The organism is Pseudomonas sp. 20-5, assembly GCF_056782835.1.
The window spans coordinates 4,952,125-4,968,815 of record NZ_CM165584.1 but is presented as its reverse complement, the minus strand read 5'-3'; the positions used below and the strand labels follow the sequence as shown (position 1 = coordinate 4,968,815).

The 16,691-nt window shown below is 66.1% G+C and carries 17 protein-coding genes; 10 read left to right on the top strand and 7 right to left on the bottom strand.

The genetic code is table 11. From position 1 onward, the window contains the following. Positions 1–112: 112 nt before the first annotated feature. The 3 genes from argJ (at position 113) to AC1RB9_RS22905 (ending at position 3,084) form a co-directional block, all read left to right on the top strand. Entirely contained in the window at positions 113–1,330 is a 1,218-nt protein-coding gene (gene argJ / locus AC1RB9_RS22915; protein WP_003116204.1) for a bifunctional glutamate N-acetyltransferase/amino-acid acetyltransferase ArgJ, read from the top strand. 120 nt (positions 1,331–1,450) lie between these two features. Beyond that, complete coding sequence (locus AC1RB9_RS22910) at positions 1,451–2,086, top strand: glutathione S-transferase family protein (protein WP_003094092.1); 636 nt, start codon at positions 1,451–1,453, stop codon at positions 2,084–2,086. Positions 2,087–2,136: 50 nt separating this feature from the next. Next, the gene (locus AC1RB9_RS22905; RefSeq protein WP_003455480.1) at positions 2,137–3,084 is read left to right on the top strand and encodes a Nudix family hydrolase; all 948 of its coding nucleotides are present in this window, start codon (positions 2,137–2,139) and stop codon (positions 3,082–3,084) included. Between the two features lie 70 nt (positions 3,085–3,154). Here AC1RB9_RS22905 and AC1RB9_RS22900 read toward each other — a convergent pair whose 3' ends face one another. Genes AC1RB9_RS22900 through AC1RB9_RS22885 form a run of 4 tightly spaced genes read right to left on the bottom strand, consistent with a single transcriptional unit; the run spans position 3,155 to position 7,933 of the window. Next, positions 3,155–3,733: a cob(I)yrinic acid a,c-diamide adenosyltransferase gene (locus AC1RB9_RS22900; protein ID WP_003455478.1), complete on the bottom strand. Its 579-nt coding sequence runs from the start codon at positions 3,731–3,733 to the stop codon at positions 3,155–3,157. 4 nt (positions 3,734–3,737) lie between these two features. Continuing rightward, entirely contained in the window at positions 3,738–5,834 is a 2,097-nt protein-coding gene (locus AC1RB9_RS22895; protein ID WP_003106517.1) for a sensor histidine kinase, read from the bottom strand. A 50-nt stretch (positions 5,835–5,884) separates the two neighbouring features. Then, positions 5,885–6,796: a putative 2-dehydropantoate 2-reductase gene (locus AC1RB9_RS22890; RefSeq protein WP_003110160.1), complete on the bottom strand. Its 912-nt coding sequence runs from the start codon at positions 6,794–6,796 to the stop codon at positions 5,885–5,887. Between the two features lie 36 nt (positions 6,797–6,832). Further along, positions 6,833–7,933: a GGDEF domain-containing response regulator gene (locus AC1RB9_RS22885; RefSeq protein WP_003106524.1), complete on the bottom strand. Its 1,101-nt coding sequence runs from the start codon at positions 7,931–7,933 to the stop codon at positions 6,833–6,835. Between the two features lie 103 nt (positions 7,934–8,036). On the opposite strand from AC1RB9_RS22885, the gene AC1RB9_RS22880 reads away from it, so the two are divergent. Continuing rightward, positions 8,037–8,516, top strand: a complete 480-nt coding sequence (locus AC1RB9_RS22880) for a YajQ family cyclic di-GMP-binding protein (protein ID WP_003106526.1) — start codon at positions 8,037–8,039, stop codon at positions 8,514–8,516. Positions 8,517–8,748: 232 nt separating this feature from the next. Next, on the top strand, positions 8,749–9,585 hold the full coding sequence (locus tag AC1RB9_RS22875) for a mechanosensitive ion channel family protein (protein ID WP_003094078.1): 837 nt from the start codon (positions 8,749–8,751) through the stop codon (positions 9,583–9,585). A gap of 55 nt (positions 9,586–9,640) precedes the next feature. On the opposite strand, the gene ampG is transcribed toward AC1RB9_RS22875, so the two are convergent. Further along, a complete protein-coding gene (gene ampG, locus AC1RB9_RS22870) occupies positions 9,641–11,425 on the bottom strand; it encodes an MFS transporter AmpG (protein WP_003094076.1) in 1,785 nt (594 codons plus the stop codon). A gap of 42 nt (positions 11,426–11,467) precedes the next feature. Beyond that, positions 11,468–11,851: an MGMT family protein gene (locus AC1RB9_RS22865; protein ID WP_003112757.1), complete on the bottom strand. Its 384-nt coding sequence runs from the start codon at positions 11,849–11,851 to the stop codon at positions 11,468–11,470. Here AC1RB9_RS22865 and AC1RB9_RS22860 point away from each other — a divergent pair. Both AC1RB9_RS22860 and AC1RB9_RS22855 read left to right on the top strand, forming a co-directional pair. Further along, the gene (locus AC1RB9_RS22860) at positions 11,850–12,851 is read left to right on the top strand and encodes a DUF481 domain-containing protein (RefSeq protein ID WP_003120893.1); all 1,002 of its coding nucleotides are present in this window, start codon (positions 11,850–11,852) and stop codon (positions 12,849–12,851) included. The genes AC1RB9_RS22865 and AC1RB9_RS22860 overlap by 2 nt on opposite strands. Before the next feature lie 114 nt (positions 12,852–12,965). Beyond that, entirely contained in the window at positions 12,966–13,973 is a 1,008-nt protein-coding gene (locus AC1RB9_RS22855) for a DUF481 domain-containing protein (RefSeq protein WP_003120892.1), read from the top strand. A 58-nt stretch (positions 13,974–14,031) separates the two neighbouring features. Here AC1RB9_RS22855 and AC1RB9_RS22850 read toward each other — a convergent pair whose 3' ends face one another. Next, a complete protein-coding gene (locus AC1RB9_RS22850) occupies positions 14,032–14,790 on the bottom strand; it encodes an SDR family oxidoreductase (protein ID WP_003094072.1) in 759 nt (252 codons plus the stop codon). 108 nt (positions 14,791–14,898) lie between these two features. Here AC1RB9_RS22850 and AC1RB9_RS22845 point away from each other — a divergent pair, with 108 nt between their 5' ends. The 3 genes from AC1RB9_RS22845 to AC1RB9_RS22835 all read left to right on the top strand — a co-directional run bounded on the left by AC1RB9_RS22845 (position 14,899) and on the right by AC1RB9_RS22835 (position 16,658). After that, positions 14,899–15,633, top strand: a complete 735-nt coding sequence (locus AC1RB9_RS22845) for a HugZ family pyridoxamine 5'-phosphate oxidase (protein WP_003112758.1) — start codon at positions 14,899–14,901, stop codon at positions 15,631–15,633. 68 nt (positions 15,634–15,701) lie between these two features. Further along, positions 15,702–16,169, top strand: a complete 468-nt coding sequence (locus AC1RB9_RS22840; protein WP_003094066.1) for an FxsA family protein — start codon at positions 15,702–15,704, stop codon at positions 16,167–16,169. A gap of 195 nt (positions 16,170–16,364) precedes the next feature. Continuing rightward, entirely contained in the window at positions 16,365–16,658 is a 294-nt protein-coding gene (locus AC1RB9_RS22835; protein WP_003094064.1) for a co-chaperone GroES, read from the top strand. The last annotated feature ends 33 nt before the right edge of the window (positions 16,659–16,691 follow it).

Genomic DNA, 16,691 nt, shown 5'->3' with positions numbered 1-16,691 from the left:
CCTGCCGCTCGCGGCGTTTGTTCGAATTGGCGCCAGCCCGGCGCCGATGCGTTTTCCGTCACGCCGTCGCGGACGGCATCGAGTCCACTGTTTGGTAAAGGAGCGCGTTCCCATGGCTGTCGGTCTTGGCCCCCTGTCCACCCTGCACCCGGTCCCCGGTTTCGAACTCGGCATCGCTTCCGCCGGCATCAAGCGACCGGGGCGCAAAGACGTGGTGGTCATGCGCTGCGCCGAAGGCTCCAGCGTGGCCGGGGTGTTCACCCTGAACGCGTTCTGTGCCGCGCCGGTGACCCTGGCCAAACAGCGTTTCCTCGGTGAGGTGCGCTACCTGCTGACCAATACCGGCAACGCCAACGCCGGTACCGGCGAGGCCGGCCTCGCCGCCGCCGCGCAAACCTGCGCCAAGCTCGCCGAACTGGCCGGGGTCGCCGAGACTTCGGTGCTGCCATATTCCACCGGGGTGATCGGCGAGCCCCTGCCGGTGGCCAAGATCGAGGCGGCGTTGCCTGCGGCCCTGGCCGACCTGGCCGAGGACCACTGGGCCGAAGCTGCCGCGGGGATCATGACCACCGATACCCTGCCCAAGGGCGCCAGCCGCCAGTTCGTGCACGATGGCGTGACCGTGACCGTCACCGGGATCAGCAAGGGCGCCGGGATGATCAAGCCGAACATGGCGACCATGCTCGGTTATATCGCCACCGACGCCAAGGTCGCCCAGGGCGTGCTGCAGGATCTGTTGCGCGACGCCGCCAACAAGTCCTTCAACCGCATCACCATCGACGGCGATACCTCCACCAACGACTGCTGCATGCTGATCGCCACCGGTCGCGCGGCGCTGCCGGAAGTCACCCAGGCCAGCGGCGCGCTGTTCGCCGCGTTGAAGCAAGCGGTACTGGAGGTTTCCATGGAGCTGGCCCAGGCCATCGTTCGCGACGGCGAGGGCGCGACCAAGTTCGTCACTGTTCAGGTCAACGGCGGCGCCACCCACCAGGAGTGCCTGGATGTCGGCTATGCCGTGGCCCACTCGCCGCTGATCAAGACCGCGCTGTTCGCCTCCGACCCGAACTGGGGACGCATTCTCGCCGCGGTCGGACGTGCCGGCGTGGCCAATCTGGACGTGAGCAAGATCGACGTGTTCCTTGGCGACGTCTGTATCGCCAGCCGTGGCGGCCGGGCGGCCAGTTACACCGAGGAACAGGGCGCGGCGGTGATGGCCCAGGCCGAGATCGGCATCCGCATCGAACTGGGACGCGGCACCTGCAGCGAGACCATCTGGACCACCGACCTGTCCCACGAATACGTGAAGATCAACGCAGAGTACCGCACCTGAAGCCAGGCATTCCGATCCTTCATCGATGGATGAAAATCGGGAATTTGCCATCGGTCCGTGCGCCTCTTAAGTTCTCTGGTGCATGGCCGTCCGCGTCGGGCGGCCGAAGAGGAGAGGCGCATGGCCCTGACCATCGTGATTGGCAATCGCAATGACTCGTCCTGGTCGCTGCGGGGCTGGCTGGCCCTGCGCATGAGCGGGGCGGCGTTCGACGAGATCCTCGTCCCGCTGGGGCGGCCCGATACCCGGGAGCGGATCCTGCAATATTCGCCGACCGGCAAGGTGCCCTTGCTGAAAAGCGAGGATGGCGACATCTGGGATTCCCTGGCCATCGCCGAGTACCTCGCCGAGCGCTTCCCCGAGGCCCACCTGTGGCCGCGCGGCGAGGCGGCGCGGGTGCTGGCCCGTTCGGTTTGCGCGGAAATGCACAGCGGTTTCGCCGCGTTGCGCGGCGAGCTGCCGATGGACCTGCGGCGCCAGCAGCCATTGGTGGAATTGTCCGAGGCGACACGACAGGATATTCAACGTATCTGCGAAGCCTGGGCGGATTGCCGGCGGCGCTTCGGCCAGGACGGTCCGTTCCTGTTCGGCCACGCCAGCCTGGCGGATGCGTTCTACGCACCGGTGGCGGCGCGTTTCCGCAGTTATGCGGTGGAGTTGCCGGATATCGCCCGGACCTATGTCGAGACGATTTATCAGTGGCCTGCGTTCCGCGCCTGGTACGACGCGGCATTGCGCGAGCAGGCCGGTAGTTGATGGCCGTCCGCCGCTTGCGGTGCGTGACGGCAGTAGCGAGGAGATGATCCGTGAAACGAGTACATGTCGCCGCGGCCGTGATTCGTGGCTCCGATGGCCGGGTGCTGATCGCCCGGCGGCCGGAAGACAAGCACCAGGGCGGCCTGTGGGAGTTTCCCGGGGGCAAGGTGGAGGACGGCGAGCCGGTGCGCGCGGCGTTGGCCCGTGAGCTGGAAGAGGAACTGGGCATCCGTGTCGAGCGGGCCCGGCCGCTGATCCAGGTCCGGCACGACTATGCCGACAAGCACGTCCTGCTCGATGTCTGGGAGGTCGACGGGTTTTCCGGCGAAGCCCACGGCGCCGAGGGCCAACCGCTGGCCTGGGTGGAGCCGCGCGAGCTGGCCGACTACGAGTTCCCCGCCGCCAACGCGCCGATCGTCCAGGCCGCGCGCCTGCCGGCGCACTACCTGATCACCCCGGACGGATTGGAGCCGGGCGAGCTGATCAGCGGCGTACGCAAGGCGGTGGAGGCGGGCATCCGCCTGATCCAGTTGCGCGCGCCGAACATGTTCAGTCCCGAATACCGCGATCTCGCCATCGATATCCAGGGACTCTGCGCCGGCAAGGCGCAACTGATGCTGAAAGGCCCGCTGGAGTGGCTGGGCGACTTCCCGGCTGCCGGTTGGCACCTGACCTCCGCTCAACTGCGCAAATACGCCAGCGCCGGTCGGCCGTTCCCCGAAGGGCGCCTGCTGGCCGCCTCCTGCCACGACGCGGAGGAACTGACCCTGGCTGCCTCGATGGGAGTGGAGTTCGTCACCCTTTCGCCGGTACAGCCGACCGAGAGCCATCCCGGCGAGCCGGCGCTGGGTTGGGACAAGGCCGCCGAACTGATCGCCGGCTTCAACCAGCCGGTCTACCTGCTGGGTGGCCTCGGTCCGCAGCAAGCCGAGCAGGCTTGGGAGCATGGAGCCCAGGGCGTGGCGGGTATCCGTGCGTTCTGGCCGGGCGGCCTTTGACGGTGGAATGAAGAAAAAAGGAGGCTTCGGCCTCCTTTTTTTCGTCTCGATGCCGAGCCCTCGCTCGCCGTCAGTCCGGTTTTGCCGCCGCCTCCCAGAGAATCTCCGCCACGCCCTGGCGCCGGGCGATGGCGCGGGCGGCGACGAACAGCAGGTCGGAGAGCCGGTTCAGGTAGCACAGGCCGACGCCCTCCAGCGTTTCCTCCTGGTCCAGCGCCTGGCAGCGCCGTTCGGCACTGCGCGCCAGGCTGCGGCAGACATGGGCCTGGGCGACCGGGCGGGAACCGCCGGGGAGGATGAAATTCTTCAGCGGGCCCAGCTCGTCGTTCCAGCGGTCGATGCAGCTTTCCAGGCGTGCCACTTCCGTCTCGTCCAGGGCCCGATACTCCGGCATCGCCAGCTCCCCGCCGAGGTCGAACAGGCGGTGTTGCACCGGCGCCAGCGCCTGGACGATCTCCTCCAGGCCGGGATGTGCGCCACGCGCTTCCAGCAGCTCGGCAAGGAGCAGGCCCAACTGGCTGTTCAATTCGTCCACCGCGCCGATCGCCTCGATGCGTGGATGGCTCTTGGGCACCCGGCGTCCGCCGGCCAGGCTGGTCTCGCCGCGGTCGCCGGTACGGGTGTAGATCTTCGACAATCGATTGCCCATGGATTCAACCTTCCTCTTCGTCGCCCCGCCGCAGGCTGCTACCGGGTTGCGGCAGAGCGGGCGGCAGGGCCTTGGCTTGTGCCGGGGCGACCGCTTCGGAGCTTTCCAGCGGCAGGCGGATGCTGAAGCAGGTGCCGCGGCCCAGTTCCGAGCGTACTTCCATCTGGCCCTTGTGATTGTTGGTGATGATGAAATACGAGACGGACAGGCCGAGACCGGTGCCCTGGCCGACTTCCTTGGTGGTGAAGAACGGCTCGAAGATACGCTTGCGCACCAGTTCGGGCATGCCGCTGCCGTTGTCTTCCACCTGGACTTCCGCCCAGGGCGGCGTCAGGCGCGTGCGCAGGACGATCCGGCCCTGTTCGCCTTCCTCTTCGTCGTCGCGCTGGTGGATGGCCTGGGCGGCGTTCTTCAGCAGGTTGAGCAGGACCTGCTCGACCTCGTTGGCGATCACCGGCACCGGGCCGAGGTTGGGGTCGAACTCGTGGACGATCTGCAACGACTTGAAGTCGAAGCCTTCGGCCAGGTCGAAGTCGTTACCGGCGATTTCCACCGCCTGTTCGAGCAGTGCGGGCAGTTCGCAAGCGGTCATCTGCCGGTGGCTGCGGCGGCTGAAGGCGAGCATGTGGGTGACGATCTTCGCTGCCCGCGAGCCGGCGTGCTGGATGCCTTCCAGCAGGCGCGGGATGTCGCGGCCGTCGAGGTAGTGATTGATGTCTTCCAGCGGCACTCCGACCTCGGCCGCCAGCTCGACGTTCTTCGCCAGCTCCGGGGACAGGCGCCGCTTGATGTTCTGCACGTTGTGCAGGATCGCGCCGAGCGGGTTGTTGATCTCGTGGGCCATGCCGGCGGCGAGGCTGCCGACCGAGAGCATCTTCTCCGATTGCACCATCACTTCTTCCAGGCTCAGCCGCTGGGTGATGTCGTCGATGCGGATCACCGCGCCGCGGCCGGTGCCGCCCATCAGCGGGTAGAAGGTCAGGGCGTAGTGGCGTGGCGTGTCGATCAGCGCCCAGGTGACCCGTTCGACACGCTCCACGCTGTGCTTCTCGGCAGCCCGGGTGAGCTGCGGAAGGAACGGCTTGAGCGAGGGAAAGGCGAGGAACACCGGCTGGTTGACCGCATCGTCCAGGCTGGTGCCGGAAAGCTGGCTGGCCTCCTGGTTCCACTGCGTGACGTAGAGTTGCTCGTCCACCGCGATCAGCGCCGAAGGCATGGAGTCGATGATGCTGTTGAGGTAGTGCTGGAAACCGGTGAGCTTCTTCTCGATCTTGCTGCGCACCTGCACTTCCAGTTCCAGCTTGCGGTTCGAGCGGCGGGTTTCCTCGGCCAGGCTCTGGGCCTGCTCGACCGCTTCCTGGGCATCGTCGCGGGCGCGCTTGAGCTGCTGCTCGCGGGCCTCGATGCGGGTCAGCATGGTGTTGAACGCGTCGGCCAGGCGGCCGATCTCGTCGCCGTTGCCGCGCTGGGCGCGGAGGGCGTAGTTCTCCTCGCGGGTGACCTGCCGCGACAGTTCCTCGAGATCGCGGATCGGCCGGGTGATCAGGCGGCGTATCTGCTGCGCCACCAGCAGCCAGAGCAGCACGCTGACGCCGAGGATCGCCAGGCTGGCGGTGAGGGTTCCGGTGTAGAACGCGCTCGGCAGTTCACCGCTGGCCACCAGCAGCAGGTAGCCGGGGCGGGCGTTTTCCTGGGGCAGTTCGATCAGCGCGTTAAGGCGGTACTCGCCGCGCCTCCAGTGCTCCAGGCGGTCCAGGCGGGCCGGCAGCTTGAGGGTGTCGCCGCGTTGCAGGTCGGCCAGCATCAGCCCATTGCTGTCGTACAGGGCCGCGGCGCGCAACGGCTGGTAATCGTTGAGCTGGCGCAGCAGGACCTCGGCGGTCTGCGGCGAACTGAGTGCCGGCTGGCTGAGCGCCGGGTTGGCGATCAGCCGGCCGATGGTCTGCATCGCCTGGGGGGCGACGCTCTCCTGGGAAATCCAGTAGGCGGCGCTGATGAACGCCAGGTTGGCCACCAGCAGCACGGTAGCCAGCAGGATCAGCAGGGCGGCGAGCAGTTTCTGCCCTACGGGCAGGTTGTCGAGGCGCTGGCGCAGGTTCATGGGCTCTGGCGGTCCGCGGCGAAAAGGAATGGCGGGCAGGGTAACGCGCTTTAGCGGTCGGGCAAACCGCGCTGGCGCAGATGGGCCTGGAGGCGGGCGAGCAAGGTTCCCAGGCGCGGCAGCGGTAGTCCCAGGCGCTGCCCGTGCTGGCAGGCGTAGCCGAGCAGGTAGCCGATTTCCGTGCGCCGGCCGCGGGTGACGTCCTGATGCATCGAGGAATAGTTGGCCGCGGTGGCGTCGATCACCGCCCGGACATCCTCCAGCAGGCTCCTGGCGGCGGCGTCGTAGCCGCTGGCGTGGAGCAACTGGCCGAGTTCGTCGCAAAGCGCGGCGATCTCTTCCGGGTGCTGCCGCAGGCCGCCGTTGCGGCAATCGTGGAGGACGGTCAGCGGGTTGATCGCGCAGTTCAGGGCCAGCTTGCGCCACAGCCGTTCGAGGATGTCGTCGCTCCAGCTGTGCGGGATCCCGGCCTGGGACAGCTGCGCCAGCCAGGCGGGGGCGCTTGTGTCGCGCGGATCGCCGAGCCAGGTGTGCCCCCGGCCGGCGAAGACCACGCGGAAATCGCCATCGCGGAACGCGCCTTCGGTGCTGGAGGCGAACAGGCAGCGGCTGCGCGGCAGGCGGGCGGCGACCGCCTGCTGGCTGCCCAGGCCGTTCTGCAGCAACAGCAGTTCGGCGTTGCCGGCCAGGCGATGGGCCACGCTGGAGGCGGCTTCCTCCGCGTCGTAGGCCTTGCAGGCCAGCAGCAGGCGCTGGATGGGTTGCCCGCCGTCCGGGGTTTCCGCGGCGATCGGGTAGAGGCTGGCCTGGCCGTCTTCCACCAGGCTCAGTCCGCCGGCCTGTTGGTAGCGGCGCAGGCGCTGGCGGTCGCGCAGGATCAGGCGGACGGGCAGGCCGGCGCGCCCGAGGCGCGCGGCCCAGAGGCTGCCGAGGCTACCGGCGCCGAGGATATGCCAGGTCATGGTGGCTACTGCGAATGGCTGACGATAGGGCGAAGTCTAGCGCAGTGCCGGTAGCCGGCAGGTTGCGATCCTGCCGCTGGCATAGGCATCGGGCAACAGGGCCTCGGTGCGCTGCAGCAGTTCGTCGATGCCCAGCGGCAATGCCCCGCTGTCGAGGCCGAGCATGGCGATGCCGGCTTTCAGGCTGATGAAGCCTTCGCTGGTCTTGAAGGCCTTCAGGTTGAGCCCGTCGTGCAGCCGCTTGAAGCTGCTCGACGAGCATTCGTGCAGGTCCTCCACCAGGGTGATCAGGGCGAAATGCTGCTCGTCCAGGCGCACCAGCACATCCAGCGGCCGGACCAGCTGTTGTAGGCGCCTGGCCACGCCGAGCAGCAGCTCGCGATGGAAGGCCTCGCCGTGCCGCTGGCGCAGGACCGGTGCCTCGGGCATGCCGACCAGCAGGTAGCACAACGCTCCACCGCGGGTTTCCACCTGGCGCAGGCTGTCGGCCAGCTTCTGTCGCAGGTAGCGGGGATTGCCGAGGCCGGTGAGGGTATCCACCAGGTTGCGTTCTTCCATCCGCGCGATGTTTTCGGTGAGCAGGCGGTTTTCCACCAGCAACCGTTGCAGGGTGTTGCACAGGCGGTCGGCTGCGTAGATGCGCGGCACCAGTTGCTCGTTCATCGCGGCCTTGCTGACGAAGTCGTCGACGCCGCGGTCGAAGGCCTCGCCGAGGACGTTCTCGCCTTCCTTGCCGGTGAGCAGGACGATGTAGGTGTAGTGGTTGATGCTTTCGTCCAGTTGGCGGACCCGGGCGGTCAGTTCCAGGCCGTCCATCTCCGGCATCAGCCAGTCGGCCAGGAGCACGCTGACCGGGCGTTGTTCGAGCTGCTGCAGGGCCTCGCTGGCGCTGCTGGCGAAGCGGATGTCCTGGTAGCCGGCCTGGCTGAGGGCGCGGCCGATCATGGCGCTGGAAAACTTGGCGTCGTCGACGACCAGGATGCTGAGATCGGGGTTGGGCATGAACGGACTCGAGAAGAGGATGGGCGCCGGTACGCTGCCGGCAAGGGCCCGGTTCGTCGCGGGAGGCCGGGTCCCGGCCGCGGTCGCGCGCGCCATCGGGAAGAAATCGTCGGTCTCCGCCACACCGGCGGGCATTCGCTCGCGAGGGCTCGGTTATAATGGGCGGGCATTTTTTACCGTCAAGCCAGGCGCGGTTCCGTCTGTGAACCCTGTCGCGCCGTCCATCTGGAGAGATGACATGCCTTCGTTCGACGTGGTGTCCGAACTGGACAAACACGAGTTGACCAACGCCGTGGACAACGCCATCAAGGAACTGGATCGCCGTTTCGACCTGAAAGGCAAATGCAGTTTCGAAGCCAAGGATAAGTCGGTGACCCTCACCGCCGAAGCCGATTTCATGCTCGAGCAGATGCTCGACATCCTGCGTTCCAACCTGGTCAAGCGCAAGGTCGACAGCCAGTGCATGGAGATCAAGGATGCCTACCCGTCGGGCAAGGTGGTCAAGCAGGACGTCAACTTCCGCGAGGGCATCGACAAGGACCTGGCGAAGAAGATCGTTGGTCTGATCAAGGAGCGCAAGCTCAAGGTCCAGGCCGCCATCCAGGGCGAGCAGGTGCGCGTCACCGGCAAGAAGCGTGACGATCTGCAGGAGGCCATCGCCCTGCTGCGCGGCGAATCGCTCGGCATGCCGTTGCAGTTCACCAACTTCCGCGATTGACGAGGTTTTTCGGAACCTCTCGCCATCCCGGGCATCGCAATAGGGAGTAGCGCCGCCGCGACCTCTCCCGCGTTGTCCGCCCCTGTCGGCGCAGCGTCGGTTCGTCCGTGCTGCGCCGATTCGTATCCAGGCCCGGAAACGTCGCCCCACGGCGTCCGGGCAGGAATCTGCAAGCCCGTCCCGTTTCCGTTGCGGAAGGGAGGGGTGTTTTTTCGAGAAATGGAGGTAATGCATGGAATTGAACTACGACCGACTGGTGCAGCAGACCGAGTCCTGGCTGCCGATCGTGCTGGAGTACAGCGGCAAGGTCGCCCTGGCGCTGCTGACCCTGGCGATCGGCTGGTGGCTGATCAACACCCTGACCGGCCGGGTCGGCGGCCTGCTCGCCAGGCGCAGCGTCGACCGCACCCTGCAAGGCTTCGTCGGCAGCCTGGTGAGCATCGTCCTGAAGATCCTGCTGGTGGTCAGCGTGGCTTCCATGATCGGCATCCAGACCACCAGTTTCGTCGCCGCCATCGGCGCCGCCGGCCTGGCCATCGGCCTGGCCCTGCAGGGCAGCCTGGCTAACTTCGCCGGCGGCGTGCTGATCCTGCTGTTCCGCCCGTTCAAGGTCGGCGACTGGATCGAGGCACAGGGCGTGGCCGGCACCGTGGATTCGATCCTGATCTTCCACACCGTGCTGCGTAGCGGCGACAACAAGCGGATCATCGTGCCCAACGGGGCGCTGTCCAACGGAACGGTGACCAACTACTCCGCCGAGCCGCTGCGCAAGGTGATCTTCGACGTCGGCATCGACTACGACGCCGATCTGAAGAATGCGCAGAACATTCTTCTGGCCATGGCCGACGATCCGCGGGTTCTGAAGGACCCGGCACCGGTGGCGGTGGTTTCCAATCTCGGCGAAAGCGCGATTACCCTGTCCCTGCGGGTCTGGGTGAAGAACGCCGACTACTGGGACGTGATGTTCATGTTCAACGAAAAGGCCCGCGACGCGCTGGGCAAGGAAGGTATCGGCATTCCCTTCCCGCAGCGGGTGGTCAAGGTTGTGCAGGGCGCGATGGCCGACTGAGGTCCGTGCGATCCACGAAAAAGGCCGGCGAATGCCGGCCTTTTTCATTCTCGCCTCAGTGCTGCTCGGCGTTCTGGTGTCCCGGCGCCGGCGTCTCGCTGGACGGCGCGCGGCGCAGCCACAACCAGCCGATCAGCAGCAGGGTGGGAATGCCCATCACCGCGGTGACGTAGAAGAAGTGCTCGTAGCCGAGGCTCTCGACCATGGTTCCGGAGTAGCCGCCGATGAAGCGCGGCAGCAGGAGCATGGTCGAGCTGAGCATGGCGTACTGGGTGGCGGAGAACTTCAGGTTGGTCAGGCTCGACAGGTAGGCGACGAAGGCCGAGGCGGCGAGGCCGCCGCTGAAGTTGTCGAGGGTGATGGTCATCACCAGCATCAGCACGTGCGGCTCGAGCGCCATCACCAGGCTGATCACGTCATGGCTGGGCAGGGCCTCGGCGTGCAGCGGGCCGAGCTGGGCGAGCATGGCGAACAGCAGGTTGGTGGCAGCCGAAGCGGCACCGCCGATGAACAGGATGGAGAGGATGCTGAAGCGGGCGATCAGCACCCCGCCGGCGGCGGCGCCGATCAGGGTCATGAGTACGCCGAAGACCTTGCTGACACTGGCGATGACTTCCTTGGAGAAGCCCATGTCGATGTAGAAGACCCCGGCCATCACCCCCATCACCGTGTCCGACAGGCGATAGGTGGAGATCAGGCCGAGCAGCAGCAGGGCCTGCCAGCGATAGCGCTGGACGAACTCGGTGATCGGCGTCAGCACCGGGGCCATCAGCAGGCGTCCGGGTGCCGACAGGCAGGACGCGGCGATCAGCAGGAACAGCGTGCCGCGCGGCCAGGCGCCGGAGTAGTAGGCGCGGCACATGGCGGTGACGGTGACGAGGAGGATGATCAGCACCATCACCGAGACCGCCTGGTGGACGAAATCGAACAGCGGCACTTCCTTGCCGCGCGCCGCCACCAGCAGCGGCCTGCGCACGGTGGCGAGCAGTTCGCGGACCGGGCGGATCTGCTGGCGTCCCCACGGCGACAGGCAGATCCCCATGAGCAGCGCGTAGAGGCCGGCGCGCGGCCAGGCGCGGTCGAGGAGGGCGGTGATCATCGCCGGCAGCGAGATCAGCAGGATCAGCAGCAGGAGCACCGAGAGCAGTTGGTGGTTGAAGTCGAAACGCGACGGGTTGACGTGGATCGGCACGTCCACCGCCGGCTCGCGGATCAGCAGGCTGGTGACCAGCCCAGGCAGGATCAGCAGGGCGAACAACGCATAGGTCAGGCCCCAGGCCGACTGGCTGTAGTTGAGGCTGGTGGAGCCGAACCATTCGGCGAGAATCAGCGCGCCGGCGCTGGCCAGCAGGATCGCCGCGCGGTAGCCGGTCATGTAGCAGGCAGCGAGGGCGGCCTGGCGGCTATCCTCGGCGATTTCCAGGCGGTAGGCGTCGATCGCGATGTCCTGGGTGGCGGAGGCGAACGCCACCAGCAGGGCCAGGCCGATCAGCCAGGGCAGGTGACTCTGCGGATTGCACAGGGCCATGCCGAGCAGTCCCAGGGCGATCAGCACCTGCGAGAACACCAGCCAGGAACGGCGCCGGCCGAGACGGCCGACGAAGGGCAGGCGCCACTGGTCGAGCATCGGCGACCAGACCCACTTGAAGGCGTACACCAGCCCCAGCCAACTGGCGAAACCGATGGTATCCCGCGCCACGCCGGCTTCGCGCAGCCACACCGACAGGGTGTTGAACACCAGCATGGTCGGCAGGCCGGCGGCGAAGCCGAGCAGCAGGAGGGCCAGGCTGGCGGGAGACTTGTAGGCGACCAGGGCCTCTCGCCAGGATTGCTGAGTCATGGGGTAACCGTTCCGCAAAAAATAACGCGCACTCTAACCGCTCTACTTCGCTGTAAGCCAGCCATGCCGACGTATGTCCACCCTGTCGTTGTGCAGGAGAACGCCTTCCTCGCGCAAGCGTGCGCGTTGTTCGCGACCGCCGGGACTGTCCGCCGGCAGGCTGATGCGACCGCCGGCGCCGAGAACCCGATGCCAGGGCAGGCGGGTATCCACCGGCAATTGGCTGAGCGTCCTGCCGACCCAGCGGGCGGCGCGGCCTAGGCCGGCCAGTTCGGCCAGTTGCCCGTAGCTGACCACCTGCCCCGGCGGCACCTGCGCCAGCACCAGGTACAGGGCCTCGCGGCGCGCCTGGGCACTTGCCGGGTCGCTGCCGGCCCATGCATGCTCATCGGTTTTCCCTTTCCTGTCCGCCTTGTGAACGCCCATGTCGCTCAGAGCCCTCTGTTCAATCGTCGTGATGCTCCTGGCCGGCCCCGCGCTGGCCGACACCGTATGGCTGGACAACGGCGACCGCCTGTCCGGCGAGATCGTGCTGATGGACGGCGGCAAGCTGGCGCTGAAGACCCGTTATGCCGGCCAGGTGCTGATCGATTGGAAGGATATCGACACCATCAGTTCCGACAAACCCCTGCTGATCAAGCAGCAGGGCGTATCCGGGCAGCGTAGCCGAACCCTGGAGGCGGCGGGCAAGGGCATGGTGCGGATCGTCGATGGCGGCAGCCATACCGTCCCGCTGGCCAGTATTCGCCAGATGGTGCCGCCGCGACCGCTGGTGGAGGACCTGGTCTGGGAGGGCAATCTCGACGTCAAGCTGGATAGCAAGCGCAACGACAGCGACAAGGACGAATGGAAGCTCAAGGGCGATACCCGGCTTCGCCACGGTGCCTGGCGCCACGTGCTGGCGGGGGAAGTGGAGCGGGAAAAGAAGGACGGGCGCAAGGTCGAGGACAACTGGGAGCTGGACTACGACCTCGATCGCTTCTTCGACGAACACTGGTTCTGGCGCGGCAGCTATTCGCAGAAGCACGATGCGATCGACAACCTGGAGCGCCAGAGCGCGCTGGGAACCGGCCCCGGCTACCAGTTCTGGGACGACGAACTCGGGCGTTTCGACCTGGTCGCCGAGATCAGTCGCTGGCAACTGGAGTGGCGCGATCAGCCGCGCGAGGATTTCACCTCCTATTCGCTGGAGTGGGACTACAAGCGGCTGCTCGCCGGCACCCGGCTGGAGCTGTACAGCAAGGGAACCGTGCTGGTTCCCGGCATCGAGCGGATCGACTACCTGCTCGACAGCGAATACGGCCTGCGCTATCGCCTGAACAGTTGGGCGCGTCTTTCGTTCCTCTATGAACTGGACCAGTTGCGCACCGAGGGGGGCACCCAGTCCGACCGCCATTACCTGATCGGGGTCGGCGTCGGCTGGTGACGCGGCTCACCTTTCGGTCGATCCGGCTGAACTTTACCGCCCGTGCCCCGGTCCTTGCTCTGCCGCCCGGCATTTGGATAATGCCGGCCTCTTCGAACCCAACTCAGTTGATTTGTGCTCATGTTGTCGAGAATCCTGCTGTGCCTCGCTGCCCTTGCAAGTTCCACCTCTGCCCTTGCCGATACGGTCTGGATGAAGAACGGTGACCGCCTTACCGGCAAGATCACCCTGTTCGACGGCGGCAAGCTGCTGCTGAAGACCGACTATGGCGGCGACATCACGCTCAAGTGGGACAAGATCTCCACCTTCGAGAGCGAGCAGAACCTGCTGGTCAAGCAGGATGCCGAGACTGGCGAGCACTCCAAGGGCATCAAGGCCGCCGGGCCGGGCCAGGTGACCCTGGTCAACGGCGAGCCGAAGACCGTGGAGCTGGCCAGCATCCAGCAGATGATGCCGCCCAAGCCGATCCTCCAGGACTGGGTATGGAACGGCAACGTCGATTTCTCGCTGGACCGCAAGCAGGCCGAGAACGATGTGTCCGACTACGACATCGATTTCAAGACCAACGCCCGCCACGGACTCTGGCGCCACAACGTGCAGGGCGAGTACAACCGCGAGAAGAAGAACGGCCAGGTCAGCACCGACAATTATTCCGGCCAGTACGCGCTGGACCGCTTCATCGACGACCACTGGTTCTGGCAGGGCCAGGTCGCCTACAAGCGCGACATGATCGAGGACCTGGCGAAGAAGCGTACCGTCGGTACCGGCCCCGGCTACCAGTTCTGGGACAACGAGCTGGGCGCGTTCTCCATCGCCACCCTGGTCAACCGCAACGACTACGAGTTCGCCGATGGCGAGAAGGAGCACTTCTATTCGTCGAGCTTCAAGTGGGACTACAACCGCTACCTGCTGGCCAAGCAGTTCGAGCTGTTCACCAACGGCGAGGTCAGCAAGCCGCTGCAATCCGGCCTGGACTACGAGCTGCAGACCGAGGCGGGGATCCGCTACAAGCTGACCAGCTGGGCTTCGCTGAGCATGAAGGCGGAATGGGACAAGTTCAGCGGCAACGACGGCAACGTCAACCAGCGCCGCTATACCTTCGGCCTCGGGGTCGGCTGGTAAGCCGGCCTGCACGAAAAAGCCCCGCGATAGCGGGGCTTTTTCCTTGCGGGGCCGGGGCCTACAGGCGCAGGCCGCCGTCCAGTTCGAGAACGCGGCCGGTGTAGTAGTCGTTCTCGAAGATGTAGGCCACCGAGTGGGCGATCTCCACCGGCTTGCCCATACGCTTGAGGGGGATGCCGGCGGTCATCTTCTCCAGCGCCTCGGGTTTCATCCCGGCGGTCATCTCGGTCTCGATGAAGCCCGGCGCCACGCCGGCCACGCGGATGCCGTAGCGCGCCAGTTCCTTCGCCCAGACCACGGTATCCGCGGCCACCCCGGCCTTGGCTGCCGAGTAGTTGGCCTGGCCCATGTTGCCGGCGCGGGAGATCGAGGAAATGTTGACGATCGCGCCTTCGTTCTTCAGCTCGATCATCTTCGCCGCCACTTCGCGGGTGCAGAGGAACACACCGGTGAGGTTGACGTCGATCACCGATTGCCATTGGGCCAGGCTCATCTTGCTCAACTGGCCGTCCTTGACCTTGATGGTCAGGCCGTCGCGGAGGATGCCGGCGTTGTTGACCAGGCCGTTGATCGCGCCGAAGTCGCTGGCGACCTGGGCCACCATGTGGGTAACCTGTTCCTCGTCCGCCACGTTGCACACGTAGGCGCGAGCGTCGCCGCCGGCGGCCTTGCAGGCAGCGACGGCTTCGTCGAGACGTTCGCGGTTGAGATCGACCAGGGCCAGCCTGGCGCCCTTGCCGGCGAGATATTCGCCCATTGCCCGGCCGAGCCCCTGGCAGCCGCCGGTGATGATGATGACCTTGTCTTTCAATTGCATTGCTTGGAACCCCACGAGCAGTTTCTGGAAGCGGACCTTGCCGGCACCTGCGAACGCACTTTGATATGCCCGTCCGTTTACGACGGATTCTATGCAAGGAGTCATAAATTGAGCGTTGAAGCTGCAAAGAATGCCCGAGAATTGCTGCTCAAGGAATACCGTGCGGTCCTTTCCACCCACTCGAAGAAATGGCCGGGCTTTCCTTTCGGCTCGGTGGTTCCCTATTGCCTGGATGCCGAAGGCCGGCCGCTGATCCTGATCAGCCGGATCGCCCAGCACACCCACAACCTGCAGGCGGACCCGCGCTGCTCGATGCTGGTAGGCGAGCGCGGCGCCGAGGATATCCAGGCTGTCGGCCGCCTCACCCTACTGGCCGAGGCGCGGCAATTGGCGGAGGAGGAGGTCGCCGCGGCGGCCGAGCGTTACTACCGCTATTTCCCCGAGTCCGCCGACTACCATCGGGTCCACGATTTCGACTTCTGGGTGCTGCAGCCGGTCCAGTGGCGTTTCATCGGCGGTTTCGGCGCGATCCACTGGCTGGCCGCCGAGCGCGTGCCGCTGGCCAATCCGTTCGCCGGAGAAGCCGAGCGCGGCATGGTCGAGCACATGAACAGCGACCACGCCGCCGCCATCGCCCACTATGTGGAACTGGCCGGACTGCCGGCGCATGCCGCGGCGCAGCTGGCGGGAATTGATACAGAAGGTTTCCACCTGCGCATCGGCCAGGGCCTGCACTGGCTGCCGTTCCCCGCCGCCTGCGGCAACCCCGGGGCCGTGCGCCAGGCGCTGGTGCAATTGGCCAGGGCCGAGCGCTGGCCTACCGTCGAGCCGGAGCAGGGTTGAATTCTTCCCCGGCTGGCGCCAACTACTGGTGGTACCGGGGGCAAACGGGCCCCGCCAAGGACTCTGAAATGCGCGCTTTCCTCTTTCTGCTGTTGCTCTTCCCGCTGGTCGAGCTGGCCGTCCTGATCAAGGTCGGCAGTGTCATCGGGGTCGGCTGGACCCTGTTCCTGATCGTCGCCAGCGCCTTCATCGGTGCCGCATTGTTGCGCGTGGCCGGCGTGGCCACCGCCTGGCGCGCCCGCGAACGACTGGCCCGTGGCGAACTGCCGGAGCAGGAAATGCTCGAAGGCCTGTTGATCGCCGTCGGCGGCGGCCTGCTGATGCTGCCGGGTTTCATCAGCGACATCTTCGGCATCCTCTGCCTGATTCCTTTCACCCGTCGCCTGATGCTCGGCGGCCTGCGCCGCCGCGTCGAACAGCAGGCGCTGCGCCGGCGCGCCTTCGCCGACGACCTGAACGCCCGCTACGGACAGGGTCCGTCGCGGCCGAACGTCATCGAGGGCGAGTACGAGCGCCGCGACGATTCGCGCAACTGAAAAAAAATTTCACTGCATGCCCTTGAAATGGCTTGTGGCGACCTTATGTAACGGTCACCGCAAGGTCCCTGCCACAAGGGCAGGCTGTCTTACGCGGCTCGCGCGTCGAGTCGCAACCCGGCAACGCCGGCTTCAACAAAACCCGCCGGACTTCGATCCGGCCGTTGGAAACCACTGTTTGGGAGAGTTACGACTATGAAGCTTCGTCCTCTGCATGATCGCGTCGTTATCCGTCGCAGCGAGGAAGAGACCAAGACCGCAGGCGGCATCGTGCTGCCGGGTTCCGCCGCCGAGAAGCCGAACCGCGGTGAAGTGGTAGCCGTAGGTACCGGTCGTGTACTGGACAACGGCGAAGTGCGCGCTCTGGCAGTGAAGGTGGGCGACAAGGTGGTCTTCGGGCCTTACTCCGGCAGCAACGCCATCAAGGTCGATGGCGAGGAACTGCTGGTGATGGGCGAGTCCGAAATCCTCGCCGTCCTGGAAGACTGATCGGTCTCACCACTCCGTTTTCACCGAATTCGA